The sequence below is a fragment of the Polaribacter staleyi genome, assembly GCF_038024045.1.
In the GTDB taxonomy this organism is placed as follows: domain Bacteria; phylum Bacteroidota; class Bacteroidia; order Flavobacteriales; family Flavobacteriaceae; genus Polaribacter; species Polaribacter butkevichii.
The window spans coordinates 2,791,522-2,807,763 of sequence record NZ_CP150665.1 but is presented as its reverse complement, the minus strand read 5'-3'; the positions used below and the strand labels follow the sequence as shown (position 1 = coordinate 2,807,763).

The 16,242-nt window shown below is 32.9% G+C and carries 14 protein-coding genes; all 14 read right to left on the bottom strand.

Going from position 1 to position 16,242, the window contains the following annotated elements; translation table 11 throughout:
• Window positions 1-183 precede the first annotated feature (183 nt).
• Window positions 184-1,410, bottom strand: coding sequence for a glycosyl hydrolase (locus WHD07_RS12000; protein WP_343328590.1), 1,227 nt, complete (start codon window positions 1,408-1,410; stop codon window positions 184-186).
• An 18-nt stretch (window positions 1,411-1,428) separates the two neighbouring features.
• On the bottom strand, window positions 1,429-2,487 hold the full coding sequence (locus WHD07_RS11995) for an L-rhamnose/proton symporter RhaT (RefSeq protein WP_343328589.1): 1,059 nt from the start codon (window positions 2,485-2,487) through the stop codon (window positions 1,429-1,431).
• A gap of 24 nt (window positions 2,488-2,511) precedes the next feature.
• A complete protein-coding gene (locus tag WHD07_RS11990; RefSeq protein ID WP_343328588.1) occupies window positions 2,512-3,558 on the bottom strand; it encodes an aldose epimerase family protein in 1,047 nt (348 codons plus the stop codon).
• Window positions 3,559-3,585: 27 nt separating this feature from the next.
• The gene (locus tag WHD07_RS11985) at window positions 3,586-4,680 is read right to left on the bottom strand and encodes a mandelate racemase/muconate lactonizing enzyme family protein (RefSeq protein ID WP_343328587.1); all 1,095 of its coding nucleotides are present in this window, start codon (window positions 4,678-4,680) and stop codon (window positions 3,586-3,588) included.
• 75 nt (window positions 4,681-4,755) lie between these two features.
• Window positions 4,756-6,210, bottom strand: coding sequence for an aldehyde dehydrogenase (gene aldA / locus WHD07_RS11980; protein ID WP_343328586.1), 1,455 nt, complete (start codon window positions 6,208-6,210; stop codon window positions 4,756-4,758).
• Between the two features lie 29 nt (window positions 6,211-6,239).
• Entirely contained in the window at window positions 6,240-7,004 is a 765-nt protein-coding gene (locus tag WHD07_RS11975) for an SDR family NAD(P)-dependent oxidoreductase (RefSeq protein WP_343331009.1), read from the bottom strand.
• A gap of 36 nt (window positions 7,005-7,040) precedes the next feature.
• Entirely contained in the window at window positions 7,041-8,057 is a 1,017-nt protein-coding gene (locus WHD07_RS11970) for a zinc-dependent alcohol dehydrogenase (RefSeq protein WP_343328585.1), read from the bottom strand.
• Between the two features lie 223 nt (window positions 8,058-8,280).
• Window positions 8,281-8,622, bottom strand: coding sequence for an L-rhamnose mutarotase (locus WHD07_RS11965; RefSeq protein ID WP_343328584.1), 342 nt, complete (start codon window positions 8,620-8,622; stop codon window positions 8,281-8,283).
• Between the two features lie 88 nt (window positions 8,623-8,710).
• Window positions 8,711-10,045 carry an L-fucose:H+ symporter permease gene (gene fucP / locus WHD07_RS11960; RefSeq protein ID WP_343328583.1) on the bottom strand — a complete coding sequence of 445 codons (1,335 nt, stop codon included), beginning with the start codon at window positions 10,043-10,045 and terminating at the stop codon, window positions 8,711-8,713.
• Between the two features lie 8 nt (window positions 10,046-10,053).
• Window positions 10,054-11,001, bottom strand: coding sequence for an aldo/keto reductase (locus WHD07_RS11955; protein WP_343328582.1), 948 nt, complete (start codon window positions 10,999-11,001; stop codon window positions 10,054-10,056).
• A 2-nt stretch (window positions 11,002-11,003) separates the two neighbouring features.
• Entirely contained in the window at window positions 11,004-11,831 is an 828-nt protein-coding gene (locus WHD07_RS11950) for an amidohydrolase family protein (protein ID WP_343328581.1), read from the bottom strand.
• A gap of 10 nt (window positions 11,832-11,841) precedes the next feature.
• Window positions 11,842-13,278: a tagaturonate reductase gene (locus tag WHD07_RS11945; protein WP_343328580.1), complete on the bottom strand. Its 1,437-nt coding sequence runs from the start codon at window positions 13,276-13,278 to the stop codon at window positions 11,842-11,844.
• 88 nt (window positions 13,279-13,366) lie between these two features.
• On the bottom strand, window positions 13,367-15,019 hold the full coding sequence (locus WHD07_RS11940; RefSeq protein WP_343328579.1) for an altronate dehydratase family protein: 1,653 nt from the start codon (window positions 15,017-15,019) through the stop codon (window positions 13,367-13,369).
• Between the two features lie 10 nt (window positions 15,020-15,029).
• Entirely contained in the window at window positions 15,030-16,037 is a 1,008-nt protein-coding gene (locus WHD07_RS11935) for a zinc-binding alcohol dehydrogenase family protein (RefSeq protein ID WP_343328578.1), read from the bottom strand.
• Window positions 16,038-16,242: the final 205 nt, after the last annotated feature.

Genomic DNA, 16,242 nt, shown 5'->3' with positions numbered 1-16,242 from the left:
TGTGTATTTCTTTAAAATCAATGATATTTAGAATTAAATTAATTTACAGACAAATCCGACTACCTTAAATTAACTTAGTATAAAAATAAGCATATTTTACACACATATTTAAACACAAATCCGACTATTTATAAAACAAAAAAGACCACTTTAAGTGGTCTTTTTTTGTTTTATAATGATTGCTTATTTGTCTTTAGCCTCTTTATCTGAATTGGCTGTATGTTTTCTCATAACTCTTGTTTTAAATCCACGAATATATTGATAATTGTAGTTCATATATTCATGTGTTAACCCCCAACGTAAAATTTCTGTTGGTTCTTTCTCGTTATCAGCAGTTCTGTTTAATCCTATAGCATGAGGAGCTCCTTTTACAGCTCCCATAATTTCAAAATTAATACCATCTGGAGACCATTGTACTGTATTTCTTTCTGGACCATCTGTGGTAATTAAAGATGCAATACCCCCATTATATGGCCAAACACAAATTTCGTGTCCACTGTTAGAAATTGGGTTGTATTCCGATTTTACATAAGGACCTTTAGGATTGTCTGCAATAGCAACTCCATGTCTAATTTGACGACCTCCAAAAGTAATCCCCTCACCCATTTGCTCTCCTTTATAATATAGATAGAACTTTCCTTTATAAGGAATAATACAAGGATCATGTACTTTATGGCTATCAAAATCTCCTTTTTTCTCTACAGAAAAACGATCTTGTAAATCATCTCCTTTCCAAATTCCATTATCAGCAGGACTTAAAATAGGTTCTTCACTTTTTGTCCAAGGTCCGTTTGGAGATTTAGACCAAGCTAAACCAACTTGATTTTTAACCCTTTTATTATATGGATTTTTTACTGTTTGGTAACATAAATAATACATTCCTTCGTTTTCCATAATTTCTACAGTAAACACAGAACGATCATCATAAGAACCTGCTTTACCTCTAGCAACAGCCATTCCTTCTTCTTTCCAAGTAATTCCGTCTTCTGAAGTTGCGTACCAAATATCACATCTATCCCAAGGGAATACCTTTTCATTTTCTACATCACCACCAAATCCTTGAGATTCTCCTGTACTTCTACTATACCAAGTATAATATTTGCCATTGTACTTAATCATAGCACTTGGATCTCTTCTTACAACACCTTCTTCATATGCAAAATCTCCTTTTAAATCGTACACTTGATACTCAAAATACCAATCGTTGTTGTGCAACAATTCATCTTTCCATTCTAAAGCTCTTTTAGATGCCGTACTTAATTTATTTTTATTTGTAATTCCTAAAAAGTCTTGCTTTTGATCACTAAGAACTATTTCTTTACTACAATCAGTCTCTTTTTCTGCTTTTTGTTGGCAAGAAAACAGCCCTAAAGCTAAAACTATTGGGATTATATATTTTAATTTTTTCATTTTTAATCTAATTTATAATTATGCTAATGTGTTTGAATAAGCAATAATGATGATTCCGATAACCATACAAGAAAGACCTAAATACAATGAGTTTTTAGCTTTAGTTGATGCTTTTACCCATTCTTTTGTAATTAACCCACTAACAATTGCTGTTACTACACAGGCTGTATTAAATATTGCATACCCAACACTACCTCCTAATTCTTTTCCTAATTTAAAAGCTGCATAAGCAAATACTACAGAAGCTGCAAAGTTAAAAACTCCCATTATTGTTGTTAACATAATATTTTTACCCAAATGTGGCGTTTTAAATTTTCCCCATAATTTTTTAGCCGTTAATTGCTGAATAAAATAAACAGCAATAGCAACACCACCAGCCATGTATATTACATACATAACAGCAACGGCACTTTTCCAAGATGCATTTCCTTGCGCCTGAGATGCTTGATCTATAATTTCTGCTCCATAAGAATTAGCAAAACTGAAACCGGTAGCTAACAACCCACCAACAATTGCTATTGCAATACCCGTTAATATAGAACCGCCCTTTTTATCTCCTGTACTAGCTCCTTCTTCATCTTTTTGACGTAAAATACCCGCTCTACCATTAGCCATTACACCAATAAGAACCACAACTAATCCTCCTAAAATAGTTAAGAAAACGTTGGTTGACGGAATACCTCCAACAAAGAATGGAATTAAAGAACCTACCAGAATAATAGTACCAATAAAAATTGAAAAACCTAAAGACAGGCCTATATAATTGATTGCTTTCCCCCACATCATAGCTCCAATTCCCCATAAGACACTAGAAACAATCATTCCAATTAAAACATTACTTGGAATAGCAGCTAATACTTCTGAAAAACCATCAATAAGTACAAAAGCAGCTATATTTGGCACTACAAAAGTATTGATTGCAAAAAACATACTCCATGTATTTTCAAATTCAAAATCTTTTGTAAATTTTTCTGGAAGAGCATATAACCCTAATAACAATCCTGCAAGAATTGCAAATAAAACACCTGTAATCATAAAATAGTAAATTAAGTTAGTTAATTGTATTTTTTTTATCAATCCTTAGAAGATTGAAATCTTTAATTACCAAGAAAACTGAAAGATTGTTGTACTTTTAAATTCTTCTCCTGCTTTGGTAATCGATTTAGGAGAATTTTTGATATTTGGTCCATTCTGATATCTATGTGTTTCGCAACAAAAACCACGAAACCTACCATACTGCTCTCCATTTTCTCTTTTTATTGCATCTGATGTATATTTACCTGTATACAATAACATACATGGTTCTGTTGATGATACTGTTAAGGTTCTACCAGACGTTTCTGATTTAATTTTAGCTACTTCTTTTAAATCAAAATTAGCATTATCAAACACATAAAAATGTTCAAAACCATCCTCCATAGCTTCGTGTACATCTCCTATTCTTTTTCCCGCTCGTAAATCATCTGCTTCATTTTCTACACTTAAAACTTCTCCAGTTCCCGCTCCGGTTCCATCCATTGCTTGTCTTTTAGAAGTATGCACTTGTGCAATATGATTTTCGACAGTTTCAGAAAAAGCATCTAAATTAAAATATGTATGATTTGTTAAGGATAATGGTGTATCTTGATCTGGAATAGCGCTATAATCAATTATTAATTCGTTGTCTTCTGTGAGTGTAAAAAGCACTGAAACCTCTACATTTCCTGGATATCCTTCTTCTAAATCAAGACTAATTAAAGACATTTTTAAAGAAGAAACGCCTTCGTTATTCACAACTTTGGCATTCCAAATTCTTTTATCGAACCCTACTTTACCTCCGTGTAAATTATTGTCTCCACAATTAGCATTTAAATTGTATTCTTTTCCGTTTAAACTAAATTTAGCATCTTTAATTTGAGAGCAATAACGCCCAACGGTACTTCCAAAATATGGAGAATTCTCAACATAATCTTTTCCAAAATAACCATCTAAAGTATCAAACCCACAAGCAATATTTTCTAATTCACCTTTATCATTAGGAACAATAATAGAAGTTATTGTTGCTCCATAATTAGAGATTTTTACCTCAATTCCATTATTATTACTTAAGGTATATATGTCAATATTTTTGTCGTTATAAACTCCAAAATTGGCTTTATTTGTCTTCATAAGATGATGTTTTTAGTTCGTTATTTTTTATTTTTCCTCGAAAGGACTTAATTTTTCCCAATCAAAGATTACACCTACACCAGGATAATCAGGTGCTACTGCTCTATAATTTTCTACCACTAAAGGTCTCGTTGTATATTCATCAATAGGAAAACTATGTACTTCTAACCAACCTGAATTGGGTTGAGAAGACACTAAACTAACATGTAACTCTTGCATACCGTGAGAACATGCTGGTATACCATGTTTGTCTGCTAATCTTGCTGCTGCTAACCAACCTGTTACTCCTCCACAATTAGAAGCGTCTGGCTGCACAAAAGATAGTTTTGCTTGGTCCATTGCATACTCAAATTCGTGAATAGTATGTAAGTTTTCTCCCATTGCTAATGGAAATCCTGTAGCATCAGCAATTTCTCCAAATCCTTTGTAGTTATCTGGAATAATTGGCTCTTCAAACCAAGTAATATTGTGTTCTTTAAACCCTTCTATTGCTTTAATAGCCTTTTCTACAGTCATAGAATAATTGGCATCTACCATAAACGTTACATCAGGACCAATATATTCTCTAACCGCTTTGATACGATCTAAATCTTCTTGTAAGTTTTCTCGACCTATTTTAATCTTTACAGCATTGAATCCTCTTTCTAAATAACCTTTCATATTATTTAAAAGTTTATCAATAGGAAACATTAAATCAATTCCACCGCAGTAAGCTTTACAAGTATTTCCTGCTCCACCGGCCATTTTCCATAAAGGTTGACCTGCTTTTTTACATTTGATATCCCAAAGCGCAATATCTACTGTTGAAATAGCAAAAGAAGCGATTCCTCCTCTACCAACATAATGTACGTGCCATTCTAAGAAATCATAAATACCTGCTATATCTGTTCCATCTTTGCCTACTAATACATTTGCAAAATCGTGTTCAATCATCGATTTAATAGCAAAACCTCCTTTTCCTCCTGTGTAAGTATACCCTGTTCCTTCACTTCCATCTTCTAGAGTAATTGTAGTGGTTATTAACTCAAAATGATAATGGTCTCCATGTTTAGCATCTGACATTACCTCTGGTAAAGGCACTGTAAATAATCGAACAGCTACTTTTGATATTTTTGTACTCATATGTGTATTTATTATAAAAAAATAGACTGATAAATTCTACTTTTTCAAATAGAACTCATCAGTCTTTAAATTAAATTAAGCCTTATGTCTAATGTAAAAAGTTTTCTTTTCCATGTATTGTTCAAACCCATACTTTCCATCTTCTCCTCCAGATCCAGACAACTTATATCCGTTATGGAATCCTTGATGTTGCTCTCCATGACCTCTGTTTACATAGATTTCACCATATTCTAGTTCGTCATTACATTTCATAATTGTGTTCATGTCATTTGTAAACACCATAGCAGCTAACCCATATTCACAATCGTTTGCAAAACCAATAACTTCTTCAAAAGTTTTGAATTTTAATACCGGTAAAATAGGTCCGAATGATTCTTCATGAACAATAGTCATATCTTGAGTTACATTGGTTAAAACCGTTGGCTCAAACCAATATCCTTTTTCAAACTGAGCACCTGTTGGTCTTTTTCCTCCTGTTGCAATTGTAGCTCCTTCTTTAACACTAATGGCAACTAATTCTTCCATGTGTTTTAATTCAGCTGCATTTACTTTAGGCCCCATGTCTGTTTCTTCTAACATCGGGTCTCCAACTTTTAATGCTTTTGTAGCTTTAATAAATTTTTCCATAAATACATCATAAATCCCTTCATGAATATACATACGCTCATTACAAGTACAAACCTGCCCACAGTTATCAAAACGAGAATGTAATGCTGCTGCTACTGCTGCATCAATATCTGCATCTTCAAAAACTATAAATGGCGCTTTTCCTCCTAACTCTAATTGTACGTGAGTTAGATTTGTTGCTGCGTTACGAGCAATTTGCTGTCCAACAGGTGTAGAACCTGTCATAGTAACCATTTTACAAATTGGGCTTTCTACCAATGCATTACCCATTGCTCTACCAGGACCAGTTAAAATATTGATAACTCCCGCAGGGATACCAACTTTATTTGCCAAGTTTCCTAACTCTAAAGTTGCCAATGGAGTTTCTGATGTAGGCTTAATTACAATAGTATTACCTGCTACCAAGGCTGGCCCTAATTTACGACCTGCTAATGCTAATGGAAAATTCCATGCTGTAATAGCAACAACTACTCCACGAGGTACTTTCTGAATCCAAATTTGTTCGTTTGCGTTGTCTGAAGGAATAATATCTCCTTCAATTCTTCTTGCACCTTCACAAGCGTATCTAATAAAGGAAGCGGTTACTGCTACCTCAAAACGTGCAACTTTTAATAGTTTACCTTGCTCTTTAGTTAACAACTGAGCTAAGTACTCTGTATTGGCATCAATTTCATCTGCCAATTTATATAACAAATCAGCTCTTGTACGTGCTGGTAATTTTTTCCACTCTTTTTGAGCTTTATCAGCAAATGCTAACGTTTCTAAAGCTTCTTCAGCAGTTCCGTTTTGAACACGTGCTACTACTTCTCCTGTTGAGGGACTTAAAATATCAATAGTTTCGCCCGAAGTTGAAGTTCTCCATTCTCCGTTTATAAATAATTGGTAATCCTTAATTTCTGACATTCTTTAATTTTTATTGATTAAACCTGATACTATCTTCCCATCCAGCCACCGTCAACAAGAACAATTGATCCATGCATATATGCTGCTGCTTCTGATGCTAAAAACACTGTTGGCCCTGCAAAATCTACTGCATTACCCCAACGTCCGGCAGGAATACGAGACAAAATAGAAGCTGATCTTTCTGGATCGTTTCTTAAGGCTTCTGTATTATCTGTAGAAATATAACCTGGAGCAATTGCATTTACATTTACTCCTTTACCTGCCCACTCGTTTGCAAAAGCCATTGTCATTTGACCGATGGCTCCTTTACTTGCAGCATAACCTGGTACTGTAATTCCTCCTTGAAATGTTAATAAAGATGCTGTAAAAATTACTTTACCAGAACCTCTTTCTATCATATCTCTACCAAACTCTCTTGTTAAAATAAACTGAGCATTTTGATTTACTTCAATCACTTTATCCCACATTTCATCTGGATGTTCTGCTGCTGGAGCACGTAAAATAGTACCTGCATTATTTACCAAAATATCAATTTGTGGATGCTCTTTTTTTACTTCAGCAATAAAAGCATACAACGATTTTCTATCTGAAAAATCACATTGATACCCACTAAAGTTTTTTCCTACTGCTTGTACCGCTTTTTCTACTTCACTTCCATTTTTTTCTAAAGAAGCAGATACTCCAATAATGTTTGCGCCTGCTTCTGCTAAACCAATAGCCATTGCTTTACCAATACCTCTTTTACAACCTGTTACTAAAGCTGTTTTTCCTTCTAAACTAAATTTATCTAAAATGCTCATTATTTTGTTTTTTTACTTTTCGTTTTTTTTTTACAATTGACAATCCATTAAAACTTTCATTCCATCAGGATTTTTATCTATGTTTTCAAAAACTTGTTGAATTTTTGTTAAAGGTTGTACGTCTGTAATCATTTGTTCAAATGGCAATTCATTTGCTGTGATTAATTGGATTGATTTTTCGTAATCTTCTTTCTCATAAACACGAGCTCCAATTAAGCTTAATTCTTTCCAGAAAAACTTAAATAAATCAACTGGTTTTTTCTCTCCATGAATAGCTACCATTAAAATTCTTCCACGAATACCAGCAACTTCACACATTATATCTAAAGTAGGTTGTACTCCAGCAACTTCAAAAACAACATCTGCTCTACGGTTTTCTGTTTTACCTTTTACATACTCTACTAAATCTACATCCATTGGGTTTACTGCATCAAAACCTAACTCTTTTGCTTTAGCAACACGCTTTGGGTTTACTTCTGAAACAATTACTTGCGCACCTACCTCTTTGGCAACCATTGCAACTAATAACCCAATAGGACCACCTCCTAAAACAACAGCAGTTTCTCCTTTTACCAAACCACTTCTACGAACATCGTGTGTTGCTACCGATAAAGGCTCTATTAATGCTGCTAATTTTAAATCTGTTTCTGCTTTTAACTTATGTAAAATAAAATCAGGAACATTCCAATATTGTTGCATAGCACCTTCACTATCAATACCAACAAATTTTAACTCTTCACAGATGTGATTAAATCCTTTATCTGATGGTTTCACTAAACGATCATCTAATGGACGTACTACTACTTTGTCTCCAACGGCATACTCAGAAACACCTTCTCCAACGGCATCAATTACACCAGACATTTCGTGTCCAATAGTTTCTGGCATTTTTACACGTTTATCCATCATTCCATGATAAATATGCACATCTGTACCACACACCCCTACATAGGCCACTTTAATTCTTACTTCTCCCTTTTGAGGTTGTTCTATTTCTTTTTCTATTACTTTGAAGGATTTGTTTCCTTCATATACAGTTGCTTTCATTTGAATAAATTCTTTAATTTATATTCAAATTTAGATTTATAATTTTGATACAAACAACACGTATGTTTTAAATATGAGAATAAATGATTATAATCCATATAATATTACGCTAGTGTATATATGCATATTAGCGTAATTACAATTATTAATCAACTTGACAAATACTTGACAAAAGGACTAATAACCCCTAAATTTTAATTGAAATAGATTTTAAACAGATTATCTATAATTGAAATACTTTTTCTAAAGAAATCCACTTTTCACCTTCTTTTGCCCAAGGTAATTCTTGTTGATAATCCCACATTAGATTTTCCCATTCTTGTACTTTTGGATTACTTGCATCCATTTCTGCTTTCTTTTTAGGGTCAAATGTTTCATCAACTTCCATAATCATAAACATTCTATTTCCTGTTAAATAGATTTGCATATCTATAATTCCGGCATCTTTAATACTTTTAGTTATTTCAGGCCAAGCATTACCTGCAGCGTGGTATTTTTTATATTCTGCAATTAATTTAGAATCATCTTTTAAATCACAAGCGTAGCAAAATCTTTTTGTGCTCATATTTTATGTTTTTAAGTTATTATTTACTTTCTATAAATAGAAAAAGAGCTGAAAAAATCAGCTCTTTTTTGTAGTGTATTACACTGTATTATTTACTTGTTTTCCAAGTTGCATATCCATATCTAGCAACTACTGCCAAACAGATTAATGGTAAGATGAAAGAGAAATTTACTTCAGGAATAAAACCTAATATTTTCATATCTGCAAAACCAGAACCACCCCAATCTAAAATCCAACCTTGTAAGATAGGTAATAACGCCCCACCTACAATAGCCATTACTAATCCTGCAGAACCTATTTTGGCTTCATCACCCATATTTTTTAATGCTATTCCGTATATTGTAGGAAACATTATTGACATAAATAGAGAAACAGTAACCAAAGAATACAGTCCTAAAGTTCCGTGAATTAAAATAGCTCCCGCACAAAACACAACACCTCCAATACCAAATAACATTAAAATTCTAGAAGGGTTTATTGTTTTCATTAAACCTGTCCCAATCCATCTTCCTGTTAAGAAAATAATCATAGCTGCTACATTAAACCAAGTTGCGGTTAATTGTTGATCTGCTGGTAAACCTTCATTTAAATTATCTACATATTGAAAAATATAAGTCCAACACATAATCTGTGCACCCACATAAAATGCTTGTGCAATAACTCCTTGTTTGTAATTTTTATTTGCAAAAAGCATCTTAAACGATTCTGATAAGGACATTTTATCTTCTTCAGGTGTTTTAGGTATTTTTATAAAAATAATAATTGCCATAATTATTAAAACCAATACACCTAAAGCAATGTATGGAATACTAATAATACTTAAATCGTTTTCTCTCACAGCAGATTTTGCCGTTTCTGATAATGTATCATAAATTAAAGCTCCAGACGCATCTTTATCGTCAGAACGCAATGCAGAGATAACAAATTGTTGCGCTACAACCATCCCTAATAATGAACCAATAGGATTAAAGGCTTGTGCTAAGTTTAAACGTTGTGTGGCTGTTTCTTTATCCCCTAAAGATAATATTAACGGATTTGAAGTAGTTTCTAAAAACGCCAATCCACAGGTTATAATCCAAAGTGAAATTAAAAAGTAGTTAAACTCCTCATTTGCGGCAGCTGGATAAAACAAAAATGCACCAATAGCATATAAAGATAAACCTAAAATAATTCCGGATTTATAACTGTATTTTCTAATAAATAATGCAGCAGGCAATGCCATAAAGAAGTATCCAAAATAAAATGCAAATTGCACTAAAGATGCTTGCACATTAGATAATTCTGGCATTACTTTTTTAAATGCAGAAACCATTGGGTTGGTTAAGTCATTTGCAATTCCCCATAAAGCAAATAATGATGTAATAATGATAAAAGGGAACAGTAATTCTTTTTTAACGATGGGTTTCTTTATAGCCTTGCTCATAGTTATTGTTATCTTAAAGTAGTAATTGTGTTAGTAATTTCATTAAATAAATCTTCTGGTAACTTGCCTTCTTCCCAAGCGTTTAAAACGTCTTTCAGTTGCTCTATTCTAGTAGGGCCAACTACAACACGATCTGCTTCTGCAATAGAAAAAACGTATCGCAAAGCTAATCTTGATAAAGGAATATTATTTTTTTTAGCAATTTTATCTACGGCCAAAGCTACATCAACATCGTCATTAGAAATCCATTCATTATTGGGTCTTTCATCACTATACGCACCCAATCGACTACCTAACAACCCCATATGCAAAGCAGATGCTGCATAATACGCCATGTTTTCTTTTTCTATGATTGGTAAATCTTTTTGAAATCCGGTTAAATTACAGGCATCTAATTTTAAGAAACCTGAAACAGCATCAAAATTCTCCTTAATCATATGTGGATAAAAACGATCTATAGGATTACCTCCAATACCTAAAGACTTTACCAACCCTTCTTTTTTAAAGGAGTTTAAGCAATCCATAATTTCATCCATTTTTTCTACAGGAACTAAATGAGGTTCGTGTAAAAATAATAAATCAATACTATCAACTCCTATCGTTTCTAAACTCTCATATACACTTTTACGCATTGTTTCTGGCGTATAATCTACAATAGTGTCTTCTGCTCTATCTGCCTTTAAACGACCAACTTTGGTACTCACAAACGGTTTTTTACCTGTCCATTGTTTCAACGCTTTTCCAACATATTCTTGCGATTTGTTATAAGAAGGAGAAGTGTCTAAAACACTAATTCCGTTTTCTAAGGCGTGCATTAAGATGCCAACTGCTGTTTTTTCTTCAATCGGTCTCCAAACACCTCCTAAACCAGAACACCCTAACACTAATCTACTATCATTATTAAAAAATTCGCTCTTTTTATAATCTCCTTTTATATAGGTTGGTTTTGTTTTCATTTTTATAAATTATAAAATTTTATCGCATTTTCTCCTAGAATAGCTGCTTGTGCAGATTCTGAATATTTGCTTATAAAATTGGTTACTATTTCTTTTACTTGTCCGTAATTACCTGCCACCAAACATACTGGCCAATCAGATCCAAACAGTATTCTGTTTGTCCCAAAAGCGGTAAAAACTACTTCTAAATATTTTTGCAATTCTGCCTGTGTCCAAGATTTGTAATCTGCTTCCGTAATTATACCTGAAACTTTGCAAAACACATTTTTTTGTTTGGCGATTTCTTGCATTAATACTGCCCATCCTTCATATAAACCATCTTTTATGTAGGGTTTTGCAATATGATCAATTACAAATTTCTGATTTGGAAAACGTTTTACAAATTCTAAAACAGCGCCTAATTGATGTGGAAACACTAAAATATCATAGGTAAAATCATACTTTTTTAAAGCAGCAATTCCTCTTAAAAAATCAGGTCTTAATAAAAAATTATGATCTGGTTCCCCTTGTACAACATGTCTAAAACCTTTCAGTTTTTTATATTTACTATACTTTTCTAATACTTTATCAATATTAGCTGCTCGTAAATCTACCCAACCAACAATTCCTTTTATAAAATCGTTCTTATCTGCTAAATCTAATAAAAAATCGGTTTCTTCTAAAGTTTGATCTGCTTGTACAGCAACACAACCATCAATGTTATTTTGTTGATATACTTTTTGCAAATCAGCTGGTAAAAAGTCTTTTCTGATGACTTTCATATCGTCATCTATCCAACTGTGTTTTACCGGTTCATATTTCCAAAAATGTTGATGAGAATCAATAACCATATTTCAAAAATTATTTTACAAATTCGTTTAAAGCAGTTTTCATTCCTTTATTCTGAATCTCTTCTAAATAAATAATGACAGCTGTTTTTAGGCCTTCAATTTTTGTTAAATCTGTCCCCCAGAAATCGGTGTTTGATAATGTTTTTTCTGCAACTTCACTTATATTGTTAGTGCTCCAAACATTTTTAAAGAAATCTAATACCTTGGCATCATCTTTTAAAGCGATGGCTTTTCCGTTTCTATCTCCTTTATAAAAAGTGATTAATGATGCTAATGAGAATAACAAATTCATTGGTAACGCCTCTTTTCTTTTGATAAATTCTAACACAGATGGCAATACTCTTGTTTTGTATTTTGAAATTGAATTTAACGAGATACTCATTAATTCGTGCTCTAAATAAGGGTTTCTAAAACGGTCTAAAACATCCGCAGAAAACTGGCTTAATTCTTCTTCTGGTAAATCTAACGTCGGACAAATATTATTGAATAACGTGTCTTTTAAAAATTGACCAACTACTTTATCCTCTAAAGATTCACGAACTCTATCGATACCATATAAATAACCAACAGGTACCAAACTGGTATGTGCACCATTTAAAATTCTTACTTTTCTAGTTCTATAAGGTTCTTGATTGTCTGTAAAAACAACATTTAAACCACAAACTTCTGATGGAAATTCTTCCTTTACAGATTTTGGCCCTTCAATTACCCATAAATGGAATTGCTCTCCTTCTACAACTAAATTATCTTTATACCCTAATTCTTTGGTTATTGCGTCCATTTTATCTCTTGGATATCCTGGAACAATTCTATCGACTAACGTATTACAAAAAATATTATCTTCATTAATCCACTCCACAAATTCTTTTCCTAAATCCCAATCATCTGCATATTGAAGTATAATCTTCTTTAAGTTCTCTCCGTTTTTATCAATCAATTCACAAGGAATTAAAATCAATCCTTTATCAGAAGCTCCTCCAAAAGTTTGGAAACGTTTGTACAATAATGCTGTTAATTTTCCTGGAAAACTACTTTGTGGTGCATCCTCTAATTGATCATCAGCATTGTATGCAATACCCGCTTCTGTGGTATTAGAAATCATGAATCTTAAATCTGGGTTTTCTGCAATGTCTAAATAGTCACTGTAGTTTTCATATGGGTTAATTCCTCTTTGAATACAATCTATGATTTCATGCTCACTAATTGCTTTTCCGTTTTTAATTCCATTAAGATACAACGTATACAATCCATCTTGATCATTTAACATCTTAATTAAACCTTGATTAATTGGCTGAATCGCCACAACTCCTCCATCAAAATTGGCTTTTTTATTCATTTCATGAATCATCCAGTTTGCAAAGGCTCTTAAAAAATTACCTTCTCCAAATTGTATAATTCGTTCTGTATATGTGTTTACGTTGGCCGTGGTTCTGTTTAAATTTATCATCTTTTATTCTTTTTATCCTGCAAAGTTTTTAGATCCTTGTAGGTATATATTTTTGTTATTTCTTATCAGGCTTGCAGATTAACTATTTCTATAATGAAACCCCTCTTTTCCAAGGAATAAAATCGTTATTTCCATGTAAAACTGCCTTTGATGGTGTGATTCCACTGGCAACTCTAATAATATGGTCTAAAATCTTTTCGCCCATAGATTCAATGGTGTCTTCTCCAGTAATTACGGTTCCTGCATTGATATCTATAATATCATTCATTCTTTCAAACAAATTGGTATTACTAGACATTTTTAAAACAGGGGCAACTGGATTTCCTGTTGGAGTTCCTAACCCTGTAGTAAACACCACTACATTACAACCAGAACCAACTAAACCTGTAGTAGATTCTACATCATTTCCAGGCGTACATAATAAATTTAAACCGGGTTTTGTAACTTGTTCTGTATAATCTAAAACTTCTACAACAGGTGACGTTCCTCCTTTTTTGGCAGCTCCTGCAGATTTCATTGCATCTGTAATTAAACCATCTTTGATGTTTCCTGGTGATGGATTGTTTTCAAATCCTGAACCTACTGCAACTGCTGAGGCTGAATACGCCCTCATTAAATCGTAAAACTTCTTAGAATCTTTTTCGGTATTACATCTTGTAATCATTTCTTGCTCTACACCATTTAATTCTGGGAATTCTGACAACACAGGACTTCCTCCTAAAGCAACCAATAAATCAGACGCATAACCTAATGCTGGATTTGCAGAAATTCCTGAAAACCCATCAGAACCTCCACACTCTAATCCTAAAACCAACTTGCTTAATGGTGCTGGTTTTCTGGTGATTTTATTCGCCTGCGTTAAACCAATAAAAGTATGTTTTACTGCTTCTTCTATCAAGTGTCTTTCGCTGGCACTTTGTTGTTGTTCTAGATAATGAACGGGTTTTGTATTGTTGGGTGCAATGTCTTTAATAGCTTCTTGCAACATGCTAATTTGTGCATTTTGGCATCCTAAACTAAAAATAGTGGCTCCTGCAACATTTGGATTAGAAATATATCCTGCCAATAATTTACACAAGGTTTCTGAATCTTGACGAATACCGCCACAACCACCATCGTGCTTTAAAAATTTAATTCCATCTACATTCGGAAACAATCTATTCTTAGATAATTCTTCTTTTGTAGTGATAATAGGCGTATTAAAAAGCTCTTCACTAGAAGCACCTGCTTGGTATTGTTTAATTAAAGCATCGGTATCTACAGCAAAATCTTTCTTTGTTTCATAACCTAATTTTTCTGTAAGTGCTCCTTCTAAAACATCTACGTTTCTGTTTTCACAGAAAGTTAACGGAATCACCAACCAATAATTAGCAGTTCCTACTTTTCCGTCTTCTCTATGAAATCCATCAAAAGTTCGTCCTTTAAAATTAGAAGCATCAGGTGCAGTCCAAGTAAATTTTTCTTTTGCATCGTTAAATTCTGCTGATGCATGTTTTACATTATCAATAGTAATAGCACAACCTTCTAAAATAGGTTCTGTTGCTTTCCCTATTAAAACGCCATACATGTAAATTTCATCGCCAATATTAAAATTTTGTAATGAAAATTTATGCTTTTGTTTGATATTCTCTTTTAAAACAACTTGTTTTCCTGCAACTAACGTTTTTAATCCTTTTTCTAGAGGATTAATAGCCACAATAATATTGTCTTTTGGATCTATTTGAACGTAATTTTTAGACATTTTAATTTTATTAAAAGGTTACAGTTGCTTTTATAACGCCTGTTTTTGGATCTAACCAACTATCAAAATTGGCAATCATTTCTGTATAATCTACAGAATGGGTAATAAATGAATCTGTTGGAAATTGATCTAACACATTAATTACGTGCTCAAAATCTTCTGTGGTTGCATTTCTACTACACATTAAAGTCATTTCTTTGGCATGTATTTTTGGGTGTGTGTAAGTTAATTCTCCTTTAGATAATCCTACCAGTACAAAACGACCTCCGTGAGACATATAATCAGGACAAGCTTCTAGTGCATACTTATTTCCGGATGCATCAAAAACAGCAGTACATAAATCGCCATTAGTGATTTCCGAAATTTCTTCAACAGCATTTTCTCCTGCTTTCACAATATAATCTACACCAATTTTTTCTTTGGCATATTTTAAACGGTCTTCATTCATATCAATAGCAATTACTTTTGCGCCTGCTATTTGAGCTAATTTCATAATTCCAATTCCAATTGGACCCGCACCTACAACCGCCACAATTTCTCCTTTTTTTATAGCTGCTCTTCTCACAGCATGAGCACCAATAGCTAAAGGCTCTACAATAGCCATTTCATTATCTGAAAGGTGATTTGCTTTTAATAAAATATTTGCAGGAACTGTTATTTGTTCTTGCATCCCTCCATCTCCATGAACACCTAAAACGGTAATATTTGTACAACAATTTGTTTTACCATTTCTACAAGCAATACATTTACCACAACTTACATAAGGCATCACAACAACTTTGTCACCTGCTTTAATACCATTTTCATTTTCTCCAATTTCTAAAACTTCAGATGCTAGTTCATGACCTAAAATTCTTGGATACGTAAAAAAAGCTTGATTACCTGCATAAGCATGTAAATCTGTTCCACAAATTCCCACTTTATTAATTTTTAATAAAGCTTCTCCTTCTTTTCTAATTGGAGCTTCTTTTTCTTTTAAAAGAAATTCCCCTGGTTTTTCACAAACTATATATTTCATTGTAATAGATATAAACTTGTTTAAATAATAATGTTTCCTAATTTTTTAATTTCTTTCTAAGCTCAGAAAGAAAAGGTAAAGTTCGTTTATAACCTTCTTTTTAGTAATAATATATGTTCCAAAGACTATCACGTATGGTCATTGTTTACTACGAAAAGAACCACCTAGCTATAAGTATACCTTTGTAAACAAAGCCAATACAACC